General features: G+C 56.8%; 29 protein-coding genes, 1 pseudogene and 1 CRISPR repeat array. Of the genes and pseudogenes, 17 read left to right on the plus strand and 13 right to left on the minus strand.

Annotated features, from left to right (window positions below; genetic code table 11):
• The 3 genes from G486_RS0110525 to G486_RS0110540 all read right to left on the minus strand — a co-directional run.
• A partial coding sequence (locus G486_RS0110525; protein WP_027015505.1) for a transposase occupies positions 1 to 196 on the minus strand: 196 nt, incomplete at its 3' end.
• A 67-nt stretch (positions 197 to 263) separates the two neighbouring features.
• Entirely contained in the window at positions 264 to 2,549 is a 2,286-nt protein-coding gene (locus G486_RS23110; RefSeq protein ID WP_245587287.1) for a hypothetical protein, read from the minus strand.
• A gap of 992 nt (positions 2,550 to 3,541) precedes the next feature.
• Positions 3,542 to 5,095 (minus strand): hypothetical protein, encoded by a 1,554-nt coding sequence (locus G486_RS0110540; protein WP_156919987.1) that lies wholly within the window; start codon positions 5,093 to 5,095, stop codon positions 3,542 to 3,544.
• Between the two features lie 40 nt (positions 5,096 to 5,135).
• A CRISPR array of direct repeats spans positions 5,136 to 5,404; the repeat unit is 28 nt; unit sequence TTTCTGAGCTGCCTACTCGGCAGTGAAC.
• Between the two features lie 151 nt (positions 5,405 to 5,555).
• On the opposite strand from G486_RS0110540, the gene G486_RS23520 reads away from it, so the two are divergent.
• Entirely contained in the window at positions 5,556 to 6,563 is a 1,008-nt protein-coding gene (locus G486_RS23520) for a DUF2569 family protein (protein ID WP_084455192.1), read from the plus strand.
• Between the two features lie 45 nt (positions 6,564 to 6,608).
• Here G486_RS23520 and G486_RS0110545 read toward each other — a convergent pair whose 3' ends face one another.
• Complete coding sequence (locus G486_RS0110545; RefSeq protein ID WP_156919989.1) at positions 6,609 to 7,442, minus strand: hypothetical protein; 834 nt, start codon at positions 7,440 to 7,442, stop codon at positions 6,609 to 6,611.
• A gap of 174 nt (positions 7,443 to 7,616) precedes the next feature.
• Here G486_RS0110545 and G486_RS0110550 point away from each other — a divergent pair, with 174 nt between their 5' ends.
• Together G486_RS0110550 and G486_RS23525 are read left to right on the plus strand one after the other, a co-directional pair.
• Positions 7,617 to 7,946, plus strand: a complete 330-nt coding sequence (locus G486_RS0110550; RefSeq protein WP_027015510.1) for a type II toxin-antitoxin system RelE/ParE family toxin — start codon at positions 7,617 to 7,619, stop codon at positions 7,944 to 7,946.
• Positions 7,909 to 8,214 (plus strand): addiction module antidote protein, encoded by a 306-nt coding sequence (locus tag G486_RS23525; RefSeq protein WP_084455193.1) that lies wholly within the window; start codon positions 7,909 to 7,911, stop codon positions 8,212 to 8,214. The genes G486_RS0110550 and G486_RS23525 overlap by 38 nt, the downstream gene beginning before the upstream one ends.
• Here the strand turns inward: G486_RS23525 and G486_RS0110555 are convergent.
• Genes G486_RS0110555 through G486_RS24415 form a run of 6 tightly spaced genes read right to left on the minus strand, consistent with a single transcriptional unit; the run spans position 8,180 to position 10,740 of the window.
• Positions 8,180 to 8,626 (minus strand): GNAT family N-acetyltransferase, encoded by a 447-nt coding sequence (locus G486_RS0110555; protein WP_027015511.1) that lies wholly within the window; start codon positions 8,624 to 8,626, stop codon positions 8,180 to 8,182. The two genes, G486_RS23525 and G486_RS0110555, sit on opposite strands and share 35 nt — an antisense overlap.
• 28 nt (positions 8,627 to 8,654) lie before the next feature.
• Entirely contained in the window at positions 8,655 to 9,071 is a 417-nt protein-coding gene (locus G486_RS24410; RefSeq protein WP_034387314.1) for a phage tail assembly chaperone, read from the minus strand.
• Positions 9,068 to 9,598 (minus strand): hypothetical protein, encoded by a 531-nt coding sequence (locus G486_RS22055; RefSeq protein ID WP_245587288.1) that lies wholly within the window; start codon positions 9,596 to 9,598, stop codon positions 9,068 to 9,070. The genes G486_RS24410 and G486_RS22055 overlap by 4 nt, the downstream gene beginning before the upstream one ends.
• Entirely contained in the window at positions 9,595 to 9,798 is a 204-nt protein-coding gene (locus G486_RS0110570; RefSeq protein ID WP_027015513.1) for a hypothetical protein, read from the minus strand. Before G486_RS0110570 ends, G486_RS22055 begins: the two co-directional genes overlap by 4 nt.
• Positions 9,795 to 10,451, minus strand: a complete 657-nt coding sequence (locus G486_RS22060) for a DUF6475 domain-containing protein (protein ID WP_051303410.1) — start codon at positions 10,449 to 10,451, stop codon at positions 9,795 to 9,797. Before G486_RS22060 ends, G486_RS0110570 begins: the two co-directional genes overlap by 4 nt.
• On the minus strand, positions 10,438 to 10,740 hold the full coding sequence (locus G486_RS24415) for a hypothetical protein (protein WP_211233779.1): 303 nt from the start codon (positions 10,738 to 10,740) through the stop codon (positions 10,438 to 10,440). The genes G486_RS22060 and G486_RS24415 overlap by 14 nt, the downstream gene beginning before the upstream one ends.
• Positions 10,741 to 10,832: 92 nt before the next feature.
• On the opposite strand from G486_RS24415, the gene G486_RS24515 reads away from it, so the two are divergent.
• The 13 genes and pseudogenes from G486_RS24515 (at position 10,833) to G486_RS0110645 (ending at position 17,806) form a co-directional block, all read left to right on the plus strand.
• Positions 10,833 to 11,075, plus strand: coding sequence for a hypothetical protein (locus G486_RS24515; protein ID WP_245587289.1), 243 nt, complete (start codon positions 10,833 to 10,835; stop codon positions 11,073 to 11,075).
• Between the two features lie 15 nt (positions 11,076 to 11,090).
• Entirely contained in the window at positions 11,091 to 11,954 is an 864-nt protein-coding gene (locus G486_RS22065) for a hypothetical protein (protein ID WP_245587290.1), read from the plus strand.
• A gap of 768 nt (positions 11,955 to 12,722) precedes the next feature.
• Positions 12,723 to 12,914, plus strand: a pseudogene (locus G486_RS24520) (DNA translocase FtsK); the annotation flags it as partial.
• Between the two features lie 103 nt (positions 12,915 to 13,017).
• The gene (locus G486_RS23120; RefSeq protein ID WP_051303412.1) at positions 13,018 to 13,653 is read left to right on the plus strand and encodes a hypothetical protein; all 636 of its coding nucleotides are present in this window, start codon (positions 13,018 to 13,020) and stop codon (positions 13,651 to 13,653) included.
• The gene (locus tag G486_RS0110610; RefSeq protein ID WP_027015516.1) at positions 13,650 to 13,832 is read left to right on the plus strand and encodes a hypothetical protein; all 183 of its coding nucleotides are present in this window, start codon (positions 13,650 to 13,652) and stop codon (positions 13,830 to 13,832) included. Before G486_RS23120 ends, G486_RS0110610 begins: the two co-directional genes overlap by 4 nt.
• A 13-nt stretch (positions 13,833 to 13,845) precedes the next feature.
• Positions 13,846 to 14,556 carry a hypothetical protein gene (locus G486_RS0110615; protein WP_027015517.1) on the plus strand — a complete coding sequence of 237 codons (711 nt, stop codon included), beginning with the start codon at positions 13,846 to 13,848 and terminating at the stop codon, positions 14,554 to 14,556.
• Between the two features lie 74 nt (positions 14,557 to 14,630).
• Positions 14,631 to 14,969: a hypothetical protein gene (locus G486_RS23990; protein ID WP_156919991.1), complete on the plus strand. Its 339-nt coding sequence runs from the start codon at positions 14,631 to 14,633 to the stop codon at positions 14,967 to 14,969.
• A gap of 47 nt (positions 14,970 to 15,016) precedes the next feature.
• Positions 15,017 to 15,301 carry a hypothetical protein gene (locus G486_RS0110620; protein WP_027015518.1) on the plus strand — a complete coding sequence of 95 codons (285 nt, stop codon included), beginning with the start codon at positions 15,017 to 15,019 and terminating at the stop codon, positions 15,299 to 15,301.
• A gap of 85 nt (positions 15,302 to 15,386) precedes the next feature.
• Positions 15,387 to 15,761, plus strand: a complete 375-nt coding sequence (locus G486_RS0110630; protein ID WP_156919993.1) for a hypothetical protein — start codon at positions 15,387 to 15,389, stop codon at positions 15,759 to 15,761.
• Positions 15,743 to 16,213 (plus strand): hypothetical protein, encoded by a 471-nt coding sequence (locus G486_RS24525; protein WP_245587291.1) that lies wholly within the window; start codon positions 15,743 to 15,745, stop codon positions 16,211 to 16,213. The genes G486_RS0110630 and G486_RS24525 overlap by 19 nt, the downstream gene beginning before the upstream one ends.
• Positions 16,210 to 16,524 (plus strand): hypothetical protein, encoded by a 315-nt coding sequence (locus tag G486_RS0110640; protein WP_027015521.1) that lies wholly within the window; start codon positions 16,210 to 16,212, stop codon positions 16,522 to 16,524. The genes G486_RS24525 and G486_RS0110640 overlap by 4 nt, the downstream gene beginning before the upstream one ends.
• 123 nt (positions 16,525 to 16,647) lie before the next feature.
• On the plus strand, positions 16,648 to 16,818 hold the full coding sequence (locus G486_RS23530) for a helix-turn-helix domain-containing protein (protein WP_084455199.1): 171 nt from the start codon (positions 16,648 to 16,650) through the stop codon (positions 16,816 to 16,818).
• A complete protein-coding gene (locus G486_RS0110645; protein WP_027015522.1) occupies positions 16,793 to 17,806 on the plus strand; it encodes a tyrosine-type recombinase/integrase in 1,014 nt (337 codons plus the stop codon). The genes G486_RS23530 and G486_RS0110645 overlap by 26 nt, the downstream gene beginning before the upstream one ends.
• Positions 17,807 to 18,431: 625 nt before the next feature.
• On the opposite strand, the gene G486_RS23535 is transcribed toward G486_RS0110645, so the two are convergent.
• From G486_RS23535 to G486_RS23545, 3 genes are all read right to left on the minus strand, one after another.
• A complete protein-coding gene (locus G486_RS23535; protein WP_169728589.1) occupies positions 18,432 to 19,310 on the minus strand; it encodes a RelA/SpoT domain-containing protein in 879 nt (292 codons plus the stop codon).
• Entirely contained in the window at positions 19,310 to 21,421 is a 2,112-nt protein-coding gene (locus G486_RS23540) for an NACHT domain-containing protein (RefSeq protein ID WP_084455203.1), read from the minus strand. The genes G486_RS23535 and G486_RS23540 overlap by 1 nt, the downstream gene beginning before the upstream one ends.
• A 249-nt stretch (positions 21,422 to 21,670) precedes the next feature.
• On the minus strand, positions 21,671 to 21,964 hold the full coding sequence (locus G486_RS23545; protein ID WP_084455205.1) for a hypothetical protein: 294 nt from the start codon (positions 21,962 to 21,964) through the stop codon (positions 21,671 to 21,673).
• Positions 21,965 to 22,432: 468 nt separating this feature from the next.
• Between G486_RS23545 and G486_RS0110660 the strand changes: the two genes are divergently transcribed.
• Entirely contained in the window at positions 22,433 to 22,696 is a 264-nt protein-coding gene (locus G486_RS0110660; protein WP_245587292.1) for an antitoxin VbhA family protein, read from the plus strand.
• Positions 22,697 to 22,709: the final 13 nt, after the last annotated feature.

The raw sequence follows: 22,709 nt of genomic DNA on the forward strand, positions 1-22,709 counted from the left end.
GGGCAGCAGGCCCAGGTGCTGGGCCAAACACGTCAGCCGCCCGCTCCAGCAGCAGCCGCTTCCAGTCTGCAATCTGGCTGGGGTGTACTTCGTACTGCTGAGCCAGTTCAGCGACGGTGCGCTCGCCGCGCACCGCCTCCAGCGCGACTTTGGCTTTGAAGGTAGCACTGTGCTTGCGTCTTGATTTGATGGTCATAGATTTCTCCAGATTCGGCCTGCTGTCAGGCCATTTTTACGGGAAGAAATCTCGCTTAGCCAACTGTTCAAAAAACCGGGGCCACTTCTGCTGCTCTGGCTTCGCTAAAAGTCGTGGCCTGACGCAGTCCGTTTCGCGCTACTTCACCAGCGCCTTCTTCTGCATTTCCTTGAGCGCCCTGGCTATTTGACTGTTGGCCGGCAACTTGGGCATCTTGCCCTTGGCCGCGTCCGCCAGTTTCAGCAGCTCGCGCGCCTGCGCCACCTGACTCCGGTCTCCGTGCTTCTGGCCCTGCTGCATCAACACGATCCCCAGCAGGGTCGCTGCCAACGGATTCTCGGCCGCCTTGCGGGGATGAGGTTTGCTGGGTATCGATGCTTGTGCCATTGGTTTGCTGTGTACTTGGTTGGCCGCTCAGCGCGGCAAGGATTGCGGCAGGGCCAACCTGCTCGCCGAACATATCGCCACTGGAACTTGTTGCCAAGGCTGACCCCATGTAGTCGCGCAGGGACGCCACCAGGCGGTCGCGACCCACGGGCCGGGTCAGGTAATGGCCGCTGTAGAGCAGGCGCAGCATGCCCACGGTCAAGGCGTCAGGCACATCGCCGGTGAGCATGTCCACCTGCTGCACAGCATCGTGCAGGGCCGCGCGCTCACGCCGGGCCTTCTGCACCAGGCGGATGGCCTGCAGCAGGTTCTCGGTCACGTCCACCTCGGCATTGATGGCGCCGCGTTCGGCCGCAAGGCGCATGTTGGCCCACTCGCCTGCCACGGACTTGAGGGATTCTCCGATGGCGCGGATGTCGTTGTCGGTGGAGCCGAACAGCGACTCCACCAGATCGCCGTCGCCGTAGGCCTTGTGCACCAGGGCGGCCTGCAGGCGGGTGACGCCGGCCGGCGAGAGCGCGCCATTGGCGTCCATCATGCCGGCCACGTCCTGGCCCTGCTCCTGCAGCTTGCCGATGAAGGCGCGGGCAAAGTCCCGGTTCGCTGCGCTGTCCAGGGCGCCGCTATCGAACACCTCCAGCACGCCGCCGTCCACCAGGGCCGCGTCCGTGGCCGCCTGCTCCGTGGCGGACAGACCCAGCGCCTGGCTCTGGCTCTTGGCGCCCATGTTGACCTGGTTGTCCTTCTCGGAATACAGGCGCACCAGCACCGGGGCCTGCATGCCCTCGATGACGGCCGGGTCGATGCCGTGCATGGCGCTGTCGGCGGCCAGCTCCTGCCGGTAGGCGTCGGCCGTGCCGCGCTCGTAGGCAGCACGCAAGCCCGCCGTGCGGCCGTTGTTCAAGGCCTTGACCGTGCCCGGGTGGGCCGCGTCGAAGAGCGGGTTCACCGCGCCGTCTGCGAAATTGGACGGCTGCACGTCAGCGGCCTCCATCACCGCATACCGGAACGGCACGCGCTGGCCATCGCTCATCACGGCCACGTCTGCGCGGCCCAGCGCCTGCGCAGCCGTATCCTGGTCGCCCACGGCGAACACCATGGGAGCACCCGATTCGGGGCTGCGCGAGACGCCCAGCCGCAGATAGTCGGGGTTCTGGGCCATGCCCTGCATCTGCACCACGCTTGCGGGACGGCTGCGGTCGCGGTTCTGGATCTCCTGAGCCGGCGCACCTATGGCGCCCGTGCCCTCGGGGTTAGAGCCAGCGCGTGCCGTCCTGATGGCAGCCCATTCCTGCTGCAGTTGGTCCCAGATGGGCGTACCTCTGCGCAACTTGCGAATATTCAAACCGCGCTCGGCTACCAGCTGGGGCCAAGTCTTGGCCTGGGACGGCGGCACGCCCGACACATTGCCCGCTCCTGTCAGCTCCTGCAACGCCAGCCCCGAGGTATCGATCTGCGCGGCAGGCATCTCCAGCGCCAGCCCACGATCAGGCGCAGCGCCTGGGGCTGTCTCCCATGCGGGCGTCGTGTCAGCCGGCTCGTAGTCAATAGTCGCAGCGCGCGCCCTGGCCTCCTCCTCCGGATCAACCAAGGCCATGTTGCCCGTATCGACCTCGCGCACAAAATCCATGCCATTGCCACGCTCAGGCGCCGCACCGGGCGCTGTCTCGAGATCCGGCTCCTGGGGGCCTCGTGCCCCCGCATCACCCATCCTCCCTGGCCCCGCCGCGCCTGGCGCCGTGGTCCATTCGCCATCCGCAGGCTCACCGTAGCCGAGCATCTTGGCCCGCGCCGCCAGGCGCTGCTCCTCGGGTAGTCCAGCAATGTACGCTTCTACATCAGCGCGCCGGCCCACCGTACCGTCAGGAAAGACGATCAGCGGGTCCGGGGTATAGCCCAGTTGCGGCGGTGCCTTCTCCGGCGATGGATTACCTTTGGAATCCTGCTCCTTGTTTGCGCCAGCCATGGCGCCCGACACTGCGGAAGTCGGGCCCGAAGCAATCGCAGTCTCTACAGCAGTACGCCCAACATCGCGCGACCACGGTCTGTTATCGAACTGCCCTGCTTGGTAGTTCGTTGCAACCTGGGGCAGCACTTCTTCGAGCTCTTCCCCCGCTATTTCACTAACAGTAGAACCCACGGCCGCGCGAGCCCCACCCTTTGCTAAACCTTTGCCCACCAGCGCGCGCTCCAAGCCGGTCTTTCCTGACAAAAAGCCCGTTGCAGCCCCCACTGCCGCGGGTGCAAGCGACTTTTGAAGCGCGATGCGCTCCGCATCCTCCGGCGTATAACCCTGCTTTGTCAGGGTCTCGCGCAAGTCTTCAAAGGCTTCGCCGCGAGCTCCTCCTGCGTTGAGCGTTGCGTTTGTAACACCAGCAGCAGTGGTGCCAGCCGCTGCCGCAACTGCTGCCGTTCCGCCAGCGGCAAGCCGAGCTGCCTGGGCCGCCTTTGCAGCACCAACACCAGGGATCATGCTCGGCAGGTTCGTCGTGACAAATCGCGCCATAAGCGCCGGATCTGAACCGTAGGCCTTCGCTGCCGCAACACCTTGATCCCAGATAGAGTCCTGATCAGCAGCGGCTACCTGCTGCTCGGCGTCTGCCATCTTGCGCTGCATCGCTTCGCTCTGCTTGCTGCGCCAGTGCTCTGCGTTGTCACGGAAGAAGCCCGCGACAACAGAATGAGGAGCGAGCAGGTTCGGAACCGCACCCGCGATAGTGTTCACGCCCTCGCCGAGTTGTACGCCAGTGTCAGCGATGGCCTCACCCCAGGTGCGCTGCTGCGGCGCGGCCTTCTGCTGGATCGGCTCCTCCGATGTTGCAGGACGATAGCCTAGACCGATTCCGGCAGCATCCAACTCATCGAACGAACTGAGCGAAACGGATGTGGGTCGCTTCTTCTTTGTCATCTGATCCCCTTGAGACTAAGGAGGCCAGACTGGCAGGCTTGGTACGCGCCCTATCGAACGCCACCGCCGAAGGATGCCCCAAGGCCTTGCTTTGCAATAAAGCTCTGCCACTGCTGTTCTGCCGCCCCCTGGGCACGCTCGGCATCACGAACTCGCTGCATCGCTGCCGCGTAGGCTGTGGGACTATCCCTGCGCTGCTTCAGGCCAAAGGTCCGAGCTTGCTCGCGGGCCGCCGCGAACTCCTGGCGCGCCGCGTCGTAGGCGTTGCCAGCATCAGAGTCAATGACAGGATCCAGCGCGGCCGGCGTAACTGCCCGTGGCGCCGCTGCAATGGCACGCGAAGCAGTTGTCGCCTGGGGCGCTGGCTTTCCGGGATCCAGCTTCTTGAAACGCGGATCCAGTCTCACCATTTCGTCGTCTGTGTAACCCCGCTCAAGTGCCTTCGCCCTCAAAGCCTCCAACTCGGCCGGCGTTTTCGCCTTGCGCGCTTCGTTGGCGAATGCGCCTGACCGCTGACGGGTGGTGTTCTCGGCCGCCCAAGCATCGCGCTGACTTGCATAAGCCTCCTGAATGCGCGCAGCCCTCTGCTTTGGATCCGCCTTGCCGCCCAGATCGCCAGCCATTTGTTTGTCAACCATGGCCGTCGCGCTTTGATAAGCCTTGTCGTGATCGAACCCGGCCATAGGATCAAACGCACCAGGCGCACCCAAACCGCTGCCGCCACTCGCTCGGGTGGCCGCAATCGCCTCCGAGGCCCGGTTGTGTCGGCGTGATTCAGCAAGCTGCTGGTCTGCCCGTGAATCGTCACGAGCACGGAATGCAGCGTCATTGTTGGTATGAGCAACCTTGCTTGTCAGTCCGTTCTCTGCGGCAATAGCGTCGGCCAGCGACTTGTTCACCCCAGACATCATCTCGTAAGCCTTCGCAGGGTTACGCTCCATAAGCTGGGCAGCAGCATACAAGCGCGCCTGGTCCTGTCGACTCAAGTCAAGGAACTGTGCGCGCCGGTCGGGCGTCACAACAGACACCCGGACAACGCCATGCTTGTCGGGGTCACTCATGGCGATTGACTTCGAAGAGCTGTTCAGATGCTGTGTCGTTGCTCCGATCTGATCTTCGTCGCCTGTGTAGCCCTTCAGTGCTTGCGCAATGAACTCGTCTTCATCCGCAGCCTGACGTACTGCCCCCAGACGCTCAAGGCCGGATGCGTCACGGCGTGCGATTGCAAGTCCCTCCAGCGCACGCAATTGGCCTGCTCGGCTCTGTGGCGGCAGTGCACCGGCCCCCAAACCTTGGCTTGCGATAGTGGACGCTCCTGGTACATTGCCCACTTTCGCAGCAGGCTGTGCCAGTGCATCGCTTGACGTCCGCAAACCTCCCGCCGACATTGCCGCTCCAGGAGTGTTTCCATCAACAGGGACCACAGGGGCAGCGACTGCTGGTCGTTCGATGTTCCCCCACGCCTCATCTTCCCGCGCGCGATCCGCTTCGGCGCGCGCGCGGTCGGCACGCTTCCAGCCCAGTTCCTCGTCTCGCTGCTTATTGTCAAGCGCCGTCTGGAAGGCCCCCATGCCCATTCGAAATCCGCTATCAAATGCACTCATACCATGCTCCTTTGCCGAGGAGCGTGGCAGGCTTGGCACGCTTTTGAGCTGCCTACTCGGGAGTGAACTTGATGTTCGCCATGGCGTAGTGCTCTTTCATTTTCTGAGCTGCCTACTCGGCAGTGAACCATTGCTAGTCTTGCTAGCAGGGTGCGCCACATTTCTGAGCTGCCTACTCGGCAGTGAACAAGCAGCATGAGCGTTTCTTCGAGGGAGCCTGCTTTCTGAGCTGCCTACTCGGCAGTGAACTCCTGTTCAAAATAGGCCGCTGGCCTGCCATTTTTCTGAGCTGCCTACTCGGCAGTGAACTGAAGCGTAGCACGCGCAAGTGCATGCCACAATTCCAGAATTTCCCCTTTGTCCCCTCTGCACCTTTTTTCTCAGTACAGAAGTAGAAATAGAAAAGGGGCAAGCCTGATACATTTAGCCAGCAAATTGCTAAGACAAAGAGGATGAAAGCATGAGCACGTGGAAAAAAATTACTGCGGATGAAGCAAAAAATCATGCCTTATATGGAATTAGAGGATGGCTTGCATTATTCGCTTTTACCATAGTAATGGTACCTGTTAGGTCGTTGAGTGAAATTAGGCAAATTGCGAATCAGGCAGAAATTCCATTTCTAAGCATCCTAATGATTGATGACCCATATGCTTATATATTGCAATGGGAATTAGTATTATCAATTGGAGCTGCATCGACTATTTTTTATTTAATGATTAGAAAAGCGCAAAATTTCCGATTAACATCGATAGTTATTGCCTTCGCTTATTACCCTCTTCTATTCATCGGAATTTTAATATTTCAAGTATCTGACGTACTTAAGGAGATCATGGCCCCACTGATCGGTGGTTTTTTTGGGACATGCATATGGGCGGCTTATTTACTTCTTTCAAAGCGAGTACGCGTAACTTTCGAGCATAAAGTGCGCGTAATTGACGGCATGGATGTCACAAAAAAATCCACATTAAATGCTTCCCCACCTCCTCTCAATACGACTCAGACAACAAAGATAAAGCAATCATATGTGCCACAAGAAACTGTCTGCGAAACGATTACAGACGTAGAGCAAAAATTGGATTTTGAGGATGAAGTGTTGTGGGAGCAAGCGCTAATTGAAGTGGATGGAGAGCATCGCCGCGCTGGTCTCTGGGCGAAATATTATGCACAGTGCAACGGAGATGAATCAAAAGCTAAAGCAAATTATCTAATCGCGCGAGTGCGTGAAATGCAAGACTTGCGCATAAAAGCACAGCAGGAGCAACAGCAGAAAATTTCAGAAAAAGAGGAAAATGAGCGCATATGGGAAAACTCCTCCAAAGGTATATGCCCAAATTGCGATAACATCATACTCTGGGGCTCGATTGAATGTAATAGATGCAAGGCATTCTTTGGGGATGGCGCTGCATGGAATTTACAGCCCTTCACGGATGTTAAAAACCTCCCGAAGAATATTCAACCTCCAGAATAATTATCGATAATAAGAAATAAAAATATCATAAATAATTTTAATTATCTAATCAGCAAACTTGAAGCCATTCAGCGCAAATGCAGTCCCCACGCCGCCAGCTGCGCCCAGCAGCGTATTGAACGGGTTATTGTTTGCGGCGATTTGATCCTGGCCATTTTTATAGCTAGCCTGCGCGCCCCACATATTCGTGGCATTGCTGCCCATCTGTCCTGCCATGCCTCCGACTTGCCCATAGCCGGAGTTCAGGCCAGCAAGGCCCTGGTTTGCGATCATCTGCGCGTTCGTGCCGAAGCCAGCGCCCTGCCCCGTTGCCTGCATGCCCATTGCCGGGAAGCCGGCCAGGGCGTTCGATGCGCGGTCAGTGAGAGCTCGGCCTTCCGCGCGTGCAGCGGTTCGGGCAGAGTTCTTTCCCTGGGCTGTGGCTAGAGCAGTACCTGCGGCCAGCGCATTGGATGCAGCGCCGTACTTGCCGTCGGCGGGGTTGATTCCCATGCGAGCCATTTCGGCAGCTTGCGTGCGTTTGGAGCTTTCGTAGGCTTGCGAAACATCGGCTGCGGCCTGGCCGGCCAGCTCCTCGCGCTTGCCTTCGGTGTCGAAGGTCCGCGCATCGTCGATCATCCTGTCTTGCAGGCCCGTCAGCGCCATCCTGCGGCCCAGGGCATAGTCGCGGTCATCCTGGGATTGCTGCCAGGCCTTCTTCGATGTATCGAGCGCGAACTGCGTCTGCTCTTTCTGAAGCGGCGCCATGTCATCAGACTGCGCCAGGATCTTCTGTATAGCGTTGTCCTGTATACCCATGGACTTGATCTGAGCTTCGACCAAGCGCGGATCTGGAGCCGGTGCACTGCTCCCGCCCTTGCCTCCACCTTCAAGACTCATGCCACCACCGGGGCGCGGTTGGAAAGCCTGCTCGGGCAGGAAGTCGAATTCAGTCGTGTGCCAGCGTGCCATAGATGCTCCTTTATCGAGGAGCGTGGCAGGCTTGGTACGCCTTTGATCTGCGCCTGCAGCAGTGAGCTTTCAAAATCGTAGCCAGCTGGATACAATTAGCGCATGTACACCGTCATCGAAACCGAGGCGTTTACCGCTTGGCTCGCTGGGTTGCGCGACATGCCGACACGCATCCGGCTTACCAGGCGTCTAAGCAAAGCAGCGCGCGGAGCCCTAGGAGATGTCAAACCAGTTGGCGATGGCGTGTGGGAGATGCGCGAGTTCTTCGGCCCTGGCTGGCGCATGTACTACATACGGCAAGGCGCCGCAATCATCATGATGCTGGGTGGTGGCGACAAATCCACCCAGCAAGCAGACATTGAATTCGCCAAGGCTTTGGCGACGGAGTTGCAAGATGAGCAAGACCCAACCGATCAAGACCCGCCCGTTTGACATGGCCAACTACCTGGGCAGCGAGGCAGAGATCACTGAATACCTGCGCCAGGTCATAGAAGATGGTGATCCAGCAGAGCTGGCTGGAGCTTTGGGCGATATTGCCCGAGCCCGAGGCATGACTCAACTGGCCCGCGATACTGGCTTATCCCGCGAGAGCCTGTATAAAAGCCTATCTGGCGAGAGAGCGCCAAGCTCGGACACGCTTTTCAAGGTCATCCATGCAATGGGGTTCAAGCTATCTTTGGCGCCAGTGACTCAGACTTGATGTACCGGCATTCCTTTTTCCACATTGCATAGAGGATTACGTCGCCCCCGTCCGGGGCTGCGCCGTGCAGCCTGGCTTCGGGCTTCCACCCCAAGTGCTCATTGAGACGCCGCGCCGCGGCATTGCTCTCATTCACGTAGCCGCTGATACGCTCACAGCCGCAGACGAGAAACGGATAGGCAAAGCCTGCTCGCAGGAAATCGCGGGTCATCCAGCGCGCGCCTGGCTCTCCAGCCAGATGCACCCAGAGGTTGCGGCCGTTGAACCCCTCATACGCAACCCCCGCGACAAGAACGCCCTCGCGCCGCAAGCCGATGGCACGCATGCCCTCAGATGCACCGAAGCCTGGAATGCGGTCGCGCATAAAAGGTAGAACCGCATCAAGGTCATATTCCAAAGTATGAGCACTCATGCGCCAAGGTTGGCAGGCTTGGCACGCATCAGACTGGCGGCATAGGCCAGACAATTACCAGCGGATCCGCCTGGTCCGTCACATCGCGCAGTGCCTGTCGATATGCCCGCCACTCGGGGGATAGGGGCTCACCCGCCTCCATGGCGCGGGCCAAGCGCCAGTCCGACTCAGTGAGCAGGGTGTCGCGCCGGATTCGCACCAGATGCCAGGCTCGCGCCAAGTCCAGCTCCCACATCTTCGAGCTGTAATTGAACCTGTAGCCCTCTCCCGGACTTACGGGCATGGGAATAAGCTGGCCGTCCTTGACATAGCTGCCACAGGGATCGCAAGGTCTCTCCACTACCAAGATGCCCTGCCCAACTCCCGCAAGACTCTGCGGATTGAAGGATGTGCCAGACGACAGAACGCGGCCATCGGCCGCTTGGTACAGCACGAATGGCGTCATCGCTTCACTCCAATGGCAATGCGCAGCTTGGTCAGAGGTGTGAGGCTGCGGCCTCGTGACTTGTCCGCGCGGGTTCCCAGCTTCATGTGCTCGTAGGCCACGCATGCGGGTTCGTCACAGCCAGCGCGTACGGTTTGCTGCAGGCCCAGCGGGCCGCGTTTGATCGTCCACACCACGCGGCGGGCTGCCGTGGGTGGACCGTCAGGTCCGAAACGCACCATAGGGCCGCGGCGCGGGTCGATGTAGCCCGTCCAGATCAAGCAGCCATCCAGGGTGCGCCGGCATTTGCCTTCGATCAGCTGCAGGCGCAGCTCGTCGGGCATCACCCAGTCGGTGGTCACGTAGTGCGGGAAGCGGTCCAGCTGGATCAGCCGTATGAGGCCCTGCCCCGTCAGCTCATCGATGATGGCGCGCAGTTGGGCGCGGGCTGAATCAGACATCGTGCCGGCTAGAGCTGCGTACTGCACGGGACCGGCCTCGATGGTGGCCAGCACCTGGTCGCGGGCAAATTCAAACCTGCGGGTCATTGGGAATTCCTGAGCGAGAAGTGGTACACGCCGAACCCATCGGGGCCGGTGCTTTCGGGGCGGACGCGGCCGGCGCGCACGGCTGCCTCGGCCTCCACCTGGTTGACGGAGATTTCGCGGCTCTGCTGAACCGCGTAGAAGCGGAAGCCAGGCCGGTAGCGCAGCACGGCGCCGGTCTTGAGCAGTTGCAGCAGCGTCATGCGTCGCTCCTTTTCGGGGCAGCACCCTCCAGCAGCTGCATTGCTTTGGCAGGTAGCGAGGAAATCAGCGTCTTGCCTGCGGCATTTCCGTTGGACAGCACCGCGATGGCACGCTTCTGCTCGCCCACCAACGCCGGGCGCGGCAGCGGGAGCCCGCGACTCGTGTATTCGAAGTCGGGCGAACGATCACCGGCCAAGCGGCGCTGATACTCGAAGTGGCCACGCCCGGTGTACGCGCGGTGCGCTTCGCAGAATCGATGCTGCAGGTACGACAGCTCTTCCAAGTCGGTGCGACAGACCTTGGGCCAACCACCCAGGTCCTCAATGACCGCGTGAATTGCTGGATCGTCAAACACCACATCCGAGTAGCCGCCGACAGCACTCATCGCCTCGTGGACCTTGCCCCATGCGATGGCAGCCCGATCAGTAGCTGTGCCCTGCAGGATGCGGGCCAAGTCGGCGACTTTCGGGGCAAACTGGCCACGTTCGGGATCTATGCAGTGCCGCTGCATTGCGGCACGTATCTGCTCCAGCTCGAAGCCGTGGCAGGCGTTCCACCACAGGTCCAGCACGAAATTGCTGGCGTCCTGGCGGTAGTACGCCAGCACATCCGTCACGAGCTGCCCAAAGGCCGGCCGGTCAAATTGCTTCATGGGTGTCTCCTTGCGCGGCCCAGGCGCTGGCAACGCTGCGATTGCGGGCCTCCTGGGCCTCCTGGCGATTCGGTTGGCGGCGCTCTCCGGTTGCGCCCTGGCACGTCGCCTTGAGGTAGGCAACCGGGTCCGCAGGACGAGCCACTACGGCGGCACGAACGGCTTCAACGACCACGGCATCGCCATAGTCCTTGACCAGCTTTCCGACGAACGAACCGCACTGAGCCCTCGGCATCCCAGCCTCTGCGAGCAGCGACTTACCGGCGCGCCACAGCTCGTCTTTGGTCATGTCGCCTGCCGCCAAGGCCGCGCAGCACTATCCCGTGATCGAGCTGGTCTCATGGCATTCAACCAGGCCACGAGCGGCACAAGGAGTGCTTCATGAGAGAAATCCTTTTCCGCTGCTCAAGCATCGGTAAGCTGATGGCTGCGCCTGTAAGCATCGCTCCCGCTCTGATCACGCCCGAAGTCAAGGCCATCCAGGTGAAGAAGGTCCGCACAGACGACGAAAAGGCGGTACTCGAAGAACTCAAGCTGCGCACGCTCAGTGAAGGAGCCAAGACCTATATCAGGGAATTGGTAAGGCAAGAGCTCTGGGGCGTGGACTTCGAGGTGTCCAGTTAATACACGGATAAAGGCTTGGCCGTAGAAGCCGAGGGCCTGGCCCTACTGAACCGCGTACGCGGCCTGAATCTTGTCAAAAACGCAGAGAGGCGCAGCGACAACCTGATCACTGGCGAGGCCGACACCGTGGACCTTGGGCCGCGCCGTTGCGGCCACGACCTGAAATGCTCCTGGAGCCTGCAGACCTTCCCGGCCTTTGTGCACGACTGCCAGGACTCGCTCTACGAGTGGCAGATGCGCGGCTACATGCGTCTGTGGGATCTGGACCGCTGGGAAGTCAACTACGCCATGGTCAACACACCCGAGGATCTGTTGGGCCAGTACGAGCCACTGCAGTTGCACCTTGTCGAGCACATCCCCGAGCACATGCGGTTGACCACCTGGGCTATCGAACGCGACCTGGAGTTGGAGCGCCAGATGGACATCAAGCTGGAAGCCGCTCGAATCTACTACGCGCAGTACATCGCCGAATTCGCGGCCACGCACCCGGAACCTGCAGCCACCGCGGGCATCGCGGAAACACAGCCTGAGTTGATCGGACTCGACATGGCCGCACAGCCCGACCTGCAGACCGGAGCGGCCTATACACCACCCGCCCCTGTATCTGTCGCTACATCGCCGACTCTGGTCAAGCCCACAGCCCTCGAGCCTCAACAGTTGCTCGATCTGGTGACCAACGGCCAGACCTTAAAGCTGGGCCAGATCAATGCGCGCCTCGGCATCTTCGAGGTCAACGCAACGACCGCAGCAGCCGTGGGCGTGCAGACCATCAAGGACCGCGGCGCCGTGCACATGCCGGAAGCCAGCTTCACAGCCTTCTGCAATGGCCTCATCGCACATATCACCAATGTGCGCGACAGCTTCCAGGATCAGCCATGAACTTGTTTCATGTGCTCCTGGGTGCCGCTGGCATCAGCTTGCTCGCTGGAAGCACCGGCTTTGCCGGTGCCTTTCTGCTCGCAGCAGCATTTATCTGCTGATCGTTTCCAACCATGGCCAGCCACATACACAGGCCAATTTTTACGCCTCAACCTATGAAATCGCTTTTGTTTGTATTCGCTTGGTCCGGCCTGTCTTCCCTGGCCCTGGGCGCGGCCAGCTTGATCGTGAGCATCCCCATTTTTTAACTTCCAGAACCACTCAATGACAGAGATAACAAACCGACCGCCCTTCAAGGTGCAGGGCATTGCTTCCATCAAACACATCAACGTACGCAAGGAAGGCCCTGAGGACGACAAAGTTCTTGCCGTGGACGTGAAGCTGACGTTCAAACAGGTAGATCGCCGCTTGTGCGACTACTTCGACGATGCGCTGCAGGCCTTTCTATGGCGCGGCGAGACAGAATCGCTCATCGTGAGAAACCCTTTCCTGTCTCCTGTGACTTACGGAAACAGCATCAACAGTGCAGACGTTCAGATCGGCGTCCACAAGTTCGCAGGCTGTGATGTGCGCAAGTTCAGCATTGAGCCGGCTGATGGCGGAGTCATTACCCTGACATGCAGCGTCTCCCTATACCCGAGTGCTGGTGAAGTGTCGGACTTGGCAAAACTTGTGCAAGACGATGACCGCGTAAGCATTGAAGGTCCGCCTGACCTGTTCGACCATGAGACCACTCCCAGCGCTGCACAGATCGAACCAGCCAGCGATGACGAGCTCTATCCCAAAGCCGCGGAAATCGTGCTCAAGGATCGCAAGGCCAGCATCTCATATCTGCAGCGCAAGCTTGTGACTGGCTACAACTGCGCCGCGCGACTGCTGGAGCGTATGGAGCAAAGCGGCCTCGTTTCTCGGATGGATGCATCTGGGCGCCGACAAGTTTTGGCCGAAATCGAGGCATGAGCACAGGGCGCGCTGCGCCTTGCTCCCCCTATCACCAGGCCCTCCCCGTGAGGGCCTTTTTATTTCCCCCATGACCCGCGAGCCTGGAGCGCGCCACTGAATCATGAGCAAGACCGACTACGAGCCCACCCAAGAGCACTTTGATAAAGACGTGGCCGAATGGACCATGGAGGCATTGCGCGATGACGGCCTTTACCGGCATCTGCGCTTTCGCATGGCCAGCGGCGGCTTCCGCTGGTTCGACATCGTGACATGGCCGCACCGCCTGGTCATCACCGGCGATTGCGAGACATTCACCTTCACACGCCTGGAGGATATGTTCGAGTTCTTCCGCTCAGGCGGATCGCGCATCAATCCTGGCTACTGGCAGGAAAAGATCATTGATGCCCGCGACCGTGCGCGGAGCTTTGACTGGGATCGCTTTCGCTCAGAGGCTCTCGCCGAGTTCGACCGGGCAAAAAAGGAGTGCGAATACACGGAAATCCGCGCGGCCGCCCGACAGGACCTGGAAGATTCCTTGGATGAGACGGAGCCAGACGAATGGGGTTCCGTCCAGTTGCTGCGCGAGTACAGCTATCGCCACGATGGAGGAAGGCCCTACTTCTACTTCGATCTGTCAGACGGCGCACCTGACGGTAAGGGCTGGGACTACCACTACATCTGGTGCTGCCGCGCCATTGTCTGGGCCATTGCTCAGTACGACACCGCCAAGGCCACGACTGCGGAGGCCTCCGCATGACAACAACCCACCCCATCGCCCAGGAGCGCCTGGAGCGCGACCGCCGCGCAGCCCTGGCCGCAAGTGAAGACGCCCGGGCCACCTGGTGGCGCGAGCAGCAGCCCAGCAAATGCGGAAGCTGCGGCGCCGACTTGCCCAACAACTACACGCCCGGCCAGGCCCTGCCTTGCGGCCACTGACCAAGGAGACACCATGAAAGAAACCGGCTTGATGTTCAAGGCGCCCCTGGTGCGCGCCATCCTCGCGGGTCAGAAAACGCAGACCAGGCGTGCAGTCAAAGATCAATCGATTGGCGATCAATGGTGCGAGGCGCGCCCAGATGGCCGGCAATACCTAGAGTGGCAAGGACAGCCAACATGCGGCACTGGTGTTTGGGAAATCCCAGAATACAACGCAGAAATTGTCAGCCCCTTTGGCCTTGTTGGCGACCGCATCTATGTGCGCGAGACGTTCGCCCGCGTGCCCACGGTATGCGGCAGCGAAGAGCTGGTGTTTGCAGCCGACTATCAGGACGGAAGCGACAAGGCTGCCGGCGTGAAGTACACGCCCGCCATTCACATGCCCAAGCATGCCGCCCGCATCTGGCTGGAAGTCAGCGGCGTGCGCGTGGAGCGCCTGCAGGACATCAGCGAAGCGGATGCAAAGGCAGAGGGTTGCGAACGTCTGGAAGTGGAGCGCCACGAGCAAGACTGGAAGCTGTGTCCAAAGTGCGGCGGCACTCGTCTGCACAACGCGCTGGGTTCAGGCGGCGGCGTGATTTTCGATGTGGACTGCTTGGAGTGCGACACATACGTGAAGCGTTTCCGTCATTTGTGGGAATCCACCGGCGGCGACTGGGCCGCAACCCCCTGGGTCTGGGTCATCGACTTCAAGACCATCAGCACCACCGGCCGCCCGGCCTGAATCACACCACCAACAACCAAGGCCCGCAAACGCGGGCTTTTTTCGTCTGGCCCAGGCCTGACCACGGAGCACACATGAAAAAACCAACCGACGAATGCATCCACGCCTTTGAGTTGTACTACGCGCTCGAATGGGATACGCCCGGAATGAGCAATGAGCGCCTGGGCTGGGTCGCTGCCTGGGAAGCAGCTCGCAAGCCCTGCCTGCACCAGATTGCAGAGCCTGCGGGACTGCCGCCAGTTATTTGCCGTGCCCATTCTGCGGCAGCGATCAAGTCTCGCAATCGGAAGGAACGACCAATACCGGCGCAGCTTGGTATTACGTCGAGTGCGAAGGATGCGAAGCTACAGCCACGCCTGAGCAGTGGAATGCCCGCGCCCTGCTGGCCGGATCTGCGCCTGCGGGGACGGTAGCCTCGCCGGCGATATTTGGCGATGAGGATCATGTCCTGGTGCCGCGCATGCTTCTTTCCGCAGCATGCTCGGCAATCGACAAAAAGCGCGATGGCACAAAAACGCTGGCCGAGCTGCGCCGCTATACGACTGGCGACCTTTCGGCTGCAGCACCAGCAGCGGATGTGCTGGATGCGATGCGCTACCGCTGGCTTCGCGAGCGCGACCTGGACACCCTGAGCAAAGGCGGAGTTTTCGCGGGGATGACGCCCAACAACGTGGTTCTCAATGGCGATGACCTGGACGATGCCATCGACGCCGCTATCGCAGCCCGGGCTGATAAGGGGGAGTGATGCGCGAGCAACTTTGGACTGTCGCCCGGTTTCCAAGCGGACTCTGGTCAACGGGCGGGAAGCCGAACGACCCGGACTATGCCGAGTGCAACGTCTGGCAGATAGCAGCCACAAGCCGCGAAGCGGCGAAGAAAAAGGCTCAGGGCAAGTATTACCGGGCACAGCGAGCAGCAGCGCAGAAGGGGGAGTGATGGATTCGTCAAAGTTTCACGAAACATTGCGGGAGAGCCAGCGCGCAATGGCCGATCTGTACGCCTGGGGCTCGGTCATTGAGTTGTTGGAAGGCAGCTCTGCGCCGAGCAGCAAGCACCACAACGCGGCGATCAAGCGAGCTATATCGATAGCTCAAGCTGAGTCACAGAAGGCATTGAAGCGAATGGACAGCGCAGACGTCAAGCTGAAGGATGTCGCACAGCGCGCCCAGGCGCAGGAGGGGGAGCAATGCTGCCGAAAACAATAATTGCAAAAGCAAAGAGGGAGTCGGAAGACTTTGGGCGGTATGCAACAACGATGCTGGAGCACTTCCCCAACATGGGGTTAACCGAATTGCGCGACTACTACAAGCACAAAGTCTCATTCGGCGACTTGAATGCGGCGCGCGATAACCATCAAGCGCCGATATCTAGCGCTGCAGGGCCGGCAGCAATGAGCGGAAAGCGCGTGTTCATCCCTCATTACGAATGCTGGGTAGCGAGTGGAGCGTGCTTTGAAGAGGGGCGCTGCCTCCAGAAATGTCAGCCGCGCCTGCTCCAGAAGGACGCGAACAGCGAGCTGGCCGAAGCCATGCGGTTGATGCAAGAGCTTCGGGAATACATCCTCATATTTCGTGGCATGACTCGCTATGTGGATGGCTTCAGCATTGATCTGGCGATGAAGAAGTCGGCCGAACTGATTGAAAGGAATAAGACGTGACCCAAGCACAGCAACCCGACAACCCGCTGATCGACGCCGCGCGAGGCCGGGAAATTCAACCCTACGTGCTTCGCCTGGCAGACACACTTGAGGCTGGGAATATCGCAGCCCAGCACCGCTTCAGAGCAGCCTCAGAGCTCCGCCGCCTGCATGCCCGCGTGCAGGAGCTGGGGGCAGAGCGCGTCACGCGAATGGCGCAGAACGAACGCATGGCAGAACGCATTGCAGAGCTGGAGGCCCAATCACAGTGCAACACAAAGACTGCCAGCAGCCTGAGTGCATGTCGCGTGGATGCTCTGGGCACTGCCTGAAGAGGGGCCCCGACACATGAGCCGCCGATCCCGCCAGCGCGGCGACAAGCGCGACAGATGGCGCGAGCCAGCAGATGACAACCAGCCCCGCCTTTGAGCGGGGTTTCTTTTTGAGAAAGCCAGATGATTGATGCAAAAACCGTTGCCGCGCAACTCGGGCTCAGCGAGCGCACCGTCTACGAGCTCGCAAAATCCGGGCGCCTGAACTGCTACCGCTTTGGCAGCTCAGTGCGATTTGAGCAATCAGACATTGAGGAATACAAAAATCATGCCGATCCGTTTCGACTCCCGTAACCAGCGTTGGCGCTTTGAGTTCGACCAGGTTATTGCGGGCCAGCGGCAGCGGGCTAGCCGCCTTCTTCCAAAAGGCCACACAAAAGCCGAGGCCCAAAAATTCGACCTCGAGGAAACCAAACGGCTCCACTCGATTGCGACTGGTGTCAGCAAGCCAGAGCCATTGATTGAAGACGCCGTGCTGCTGTATCTCAAGCACCATGCTCCAGCACTCAAAAGCTTTGAGAACATCGTGCGCGAGCTCAAGGCCTGCTACAGCGCCTATGCCGGCAAACCGTTTTCGGCCCTGCCAGCTATTGCGCTCAGCTACAAGCCAGTGGACGAAAACAAAAAGCCTATGGCTGCTGCCACGGTGCGCAATCGCCTTTCCTATCTCCGGGCAGCTTGCCGCTACGCATGGAAGCACCATGGACTGGGCGACAGCAATCCAGCTGACCGCGTCAGCATGCCAAAGGTGCGAAACGAGCGGCACGTTTACCTGGGTCGTCTGGAGTTCCTCAAAATCTGCCGCAAGATCTCGCCAGGAGGTGCGCGCGCTGCAATCCGCATCGCCTTCTACAGCGGCATGCGGGCGGCGGAGGTCGGGCTGGCCCAGGCCCACCGCGGCAGTGACGTATTCGAGTTGGATGGACAGCACACAAAGAACGGGATGCCACGCGCTGTACCCATACACCCCAGGATCGCCCACATCGTACGCAACCCCGTGCTGTGGCCAGTCCGCCCCACAAAGTGGACCGTGAGCAAAGCATTCAAGGCTGGCGCCCGGGCTGCTGGATTCGGGCATGCAAGACTGCACGATCTAAGGCACAGCACGGCAAGCGAAATGATCAATGCAGGGGTTGATCTCTACACTGTTGGCGGGGTATTGGGTCACAAGTCGGCGGTCAGCACAAAGCGCTACAGTCACCTTGCTACAAAGACGCTGCAAAGCGCTGTTGCGTTGGTTGGCAAAAAACCCCGCACAACAAGCAAAAAGAAAGCCGCGTAAAAGCGGCTGGAGTATGAAAACGATAGCAAGAAAAAAGCCCCTGTATTGCTACAGGGGCTTGTTATCTTTGGTGGGTCCTACGAGATTCGAACTCGTGACCAACGGATTAAAAGTCCGCGCCATAAGCCTGCATTAGGCTGCTATATCCAAAAAAACAATGGTTTGCATGAACTACAGCAGCAGTAGGCATGCATTATCCCGCTGTTCCGTCGACAGTTTGTTGACACTGGTAGTTTGCCTGCAGAGCGCCTGCGGCGAGCCTGTCTTACAGGGCGCGCAGCAAACGCCTTGCCCTGCGTGAAACAAGCTACGCGGCGAATTTTTGTGCGATCACTACCGCAGCGAGGCGACATTGACTCCTCAACCGCCAAGGCCATTGCAACGACTGGCGCGCTAGTGATGCTACGCCCTAAGCGCTGGGCACGTCGCGCGACAAAACACATACATGGGGAAGCCTTCCCGTAACCCCAAAGCGCAGTGATTGCTCGCAGCGAGCAGATGCCCACCCATCGCGGTCAAAGATGTTGCTGGATTTTTTCGTGAAAATCTAGCGTTCAACGCTTAAGCCCTCCCCCCAGGGGCCAACCAGCCTGATATACGTAGCAACGCACATCAGGCTTCACCATTATCTAGATATTGAGCTTGCCGACTCAGATACTAGTGCCGGCGTAAGCGCAGTTAATGAAGCGTGTTGTGGGCCAATGGCGTTCCAAAAGTAGATCAAGTTCTCCATAGTCATGGGAATGCGCGGACGAGCAGCGAACATGCACTTAATAAGCCTAGACCGATCGACGCGAACAAGATCTTTCGCTGCAGCGGTATCTGAATCCAGCACCTGAGCTAACTCATCAGGTATCTGACCTCGCATCCGAATCTTTATCAGACTCGGGAGCATTGCAGACCAATTTTTTTGCTTGTAGTGTCGATATGCAAGTTCATCAAATATTCTGCCCATACTCCATTCTGAGGTCTCTAATGTCGCAACGACACCATTCAGAGCCCTACTCAAATCATCATGCTCCCGCCAACTCTCCTTAGCCTTATAACGGAGGTCATGCTCAACTTCGTGCCAACCCTCGGAGAGAATACTTCGTAATTGCACCTCGAAACAAGTATCAAGTGCTTCACCTGCAGCCACGCGTTGGAAGTTTCCTACGAGGTCTTCAGGAAGCCTGAAAACCAGGTTGTATCGTGTCACAGAGAACTGATCTCGATCTGGCACATCTATAGCCGATGACGATAGATCAAGACGATACTTGGATTCAAGGATTGACTTTACAAGTGGAATATCCTCAGGAAAATAAAGAGCAACTCTAATTCCAATAGCGTCCTGAATGAGCTTTCCACCAATACTGTATTTGCCTGCGTCTCGCTGCAGTTTTTCACTCAGCGACTCATGATCTTTTCCTCTAGCAAAGACCCTGGCAAGAAGGCCTATGCTAAAAATAGAGTCCTCAACTTGGCGACGAAGCTCTTCGGCAATATATCTAAAATTACTCTGCATCATTGCCTCCCGAGAATTTGCCGAATCTCTGGTAAGCGCTCAAAATTCAACTCAACAAAAGATGCGTGATTAGGCTGAAGAAGAAGTCCAGCCTTCTTGAGGCGAACTACTGCCTCAAACATTTCATTAGGTTTGTACTCTCCGCTTGCTGTACAAATTCCAGAGATTGGCCGATGTTTGTGCATTAGTTTCTCTCGTCCGATAGGCCAAAATTTCTCAAGAACATGCCGCTCAGTCAACTGCGAATAATCTTCCAGCTGCTCTGGCTCTGCCACGTTGCTCTGGATCGCATCGCGAAGAAAGACTGTATCCCCGGATTCTCCCAATAGATAAATTTTTCCATCTGATATACCAACCGCAGTATTAGATCCGTAGAATTTACAATTCAAAAATGTTACATTTGCCATTGTTGACAACAAAAACTGACAGTTTCTGAAAGTGCAATCATTAAATTGAAAATCGCTAATTGGCAAGGTTCCTAAGCTAACATTTGCCAAATCTAGCCCTTCAGCTTCGTCAGATGAAAGCAGGAAATCCACTCCACCACTCAACTTAGCTGTAAAATCTATTCGATAAGAGACTGAAGTGAATTCGAGTGAATTTCGAATTCGATCCAAAAGCATGGCCTTTTCATCATTGGATCGAGGTCCATAAGAGGTCACTGCCGGCTCAAGAAATCTTATATCATCATTTAGCCAATCCGGGTGGCGCAAGATATTGGTTGAGACAAAGTAGCCTAGAACAAATTCGTTTATGAAGCCAATTTTGCTCTCTTCCTTGCTGCTTCTGTCAAGCAGTGCATGGCTGGCAATTTTATTCGCCAGGAACTCCCTATCAGGGCGCTCTGCAGCGGGGTACAACGCTAGAGACGCTTCAAGCTCTTGAAGACAGGACCGTTGTACCAAGTCGACGATGTAGTCACGCTGCTCCGAGGTATAACCTTGGGAGATCATGTCCCCTGCAATCATGGCCAGTATCGATTTCTGAGTACCAACACTCATCTTCAGATCTTGGCGAGTCTGCTCACGCTCGAGCAAGAAGCTAAAATATTTCTCAACAAGATCTTGCGGTGACTGAACTACAGCGTCAAATTTTTCTCTGGGAATGCATCTCAGATATGAAAGCAAAACTGGGTTTGATAAACCACCTTTTATATTAATTGCAGTAGCATTTATGGCATTAAGGCGTTCTTCGGATAACCAGTCTGAAATAGATGGCTCTCCAATTTTTATGCGTACTAGTTCAAAGTTATCTGCATTATTTGCAGCCCAGGTATGGAATGCATCTCCTTCAAACAATACTGTACGTCGCGTTGTCAGAACGATTTTTGCGTTGCCAGTTAGGAATTGACCTATTGTCTCTAGCATGGGCTCATGCTTATCAAACTCATCGGTATCGTCTGCTTTACGCAGTAGTTCATCGAAACCATCAAGAATAGTCACAATGCGACCGTTGACCATTTCATTTTGAACCAGCCGAGAACTCAGTGTTGGGAACTTCCTGTCTATCTCGTCAAGCAAAACATATCTAAAAATCGGAGCCTTTCTGTTGCGAGAGAGTTCTGAAAACAGTGGCAAATAACCGGCGTTGTCTATTAATAAACGGACAATTTCATATGCTGTACATGTCTTTCCAAATCCTGCTGCAGCCTCAATCAGGAATAGCATTGGTTTGTTCGCACCAAGACGCGAAACAACTTCATCAGCGGGAGAGAGCTCGCCTATTTTTCCATTGACGCTGTACGGTGCATTTATATACGTGTACTTGGCATCATCCGCGAATGGGCGAACGATACCATTGGTGAATTGTGAGTAATCTCTCTTCAGACGATCTAGTATGGATGATACGGAGAAGAAGCCTTTGAATAGCTCATACTCGGTTTGTTTCGCCGTAAGATATGATCGAACTGTGCACGCAAAACCAGCGGTAGAAAAGTCCTTAAATGCCTTTTCTGTTTGAGCATCTTCACTAAGCGGAACTATATCCGCGTTGTCAAAATAGCCCGTCTTCAGAGTAAATACAACAACGTTTTCTGTGTCATATAACTTCGCGGTTTCAAACCCATACCGCTTATATATCTCTTCCAATTCTCGTCTAAAAGGAGTGCTCAATTTTCACCTTCGAGGACTTTTTTACGTCAGCAGACTGATAAAAAATGTATTTAGCTATATGTTCATAAAATTCAAATACCGATTCAATAAACTGCACATTTGTGCAGCCATCTTCAATCGATTCAATGAATTCAACATCCGCAGATGGATTCGACCTAGATACGCATGGAATTCTGAGAAAACTGGCTTCAAGCAAAATTTTCCGGCGAAAACACGCTGACCATGATTCTAGGCTAGGCTTGAATTTTATTATTTAGCCTGATATAAAATAGGCGTTCCAATATAGGTAAGGTAGAGATATGTGCCATTGCTAAAATTCTGCGTACTTGATGTTACTTTTACACCTATGATCGCATTTGCATCAGATGGCGCGCATAAGGTCAGCTGTTCTAGTGCTTCTTGATATTCATTACGCTTGCGCTCAAGAATACCGCGAATTAAACCTTTATCGGAAACTTCAATAGCGCGAGTAACCTGAACCAAAGAGTACATCTCCTTAATTACGCAATTTTCAGGCAATGTCTCCGTGCTTAACAACAACATTCTCTACTCCTTAGGTCAATATTTATGATGCTTTATCGCAATGCAGATTTGGTTCAATACCAAATTAATATCTAACTTCTGCGATATAAATCGATGAAGCGAAGATTCAGCGACGATCCCCCGGCACAAAACTTACACAAATCAACAGACATGAAGCCACGGCACAAAATTTAGCCATGAACCGCAAATTTCGAGCTATACAACACAAAAATAGCTAATAGTTGAAATTTGCACAGATTTGTAACATCAACTATAACCTACGTTTTGGCTAGCCGTGCCACACAGCCAAGGCTGTTCCGGCCTAAGTCCCTGCAGCCCTAGCCATAACCAAATTCCGAGACGTAAGAACCGCTTGCATGACTCTGAGCGGAGAGCTTCACAGGCTCCACAAGACCGAGCCAATGACAGGAATTACGCGATACAACCTCACAAATCAGTAGCTATTGCATGCGGATGCTGATCCAATAATTGACCACAGATACGCCCATCACCGATGCGGAACAGCACAACAAACGTCAGAACCTTGACGCAATGAAGGATGAGGATCAAACAATGATTGACATGAACTCAACCGATACCGAGCAGTGCCGCAAGCGCCAGAATGCAGTCAAGCATGCACGTGCTTCCGTGGGCCTGGAAGGATTCAAACTATCCGAGGCCTGCGAGCAGCAAGCCGCCAGGTTCATAGCCGGTGAAATCGACCTTCCCGGATTCTTGAAACCGGCACGCTGAATCTGTCTTATTT

The sequence above is a fragment of the Comamonas composti DSM 21721 genome, assembly GCF_000429845.1.
In the GTDB taxonomy this organism is placed as follows: Bacteria; Pseudomonadota; Gammaproteobacteria; order Burkholderiales; family Burkholderiaceae_C; genus Comamonas; species Comamonas composti.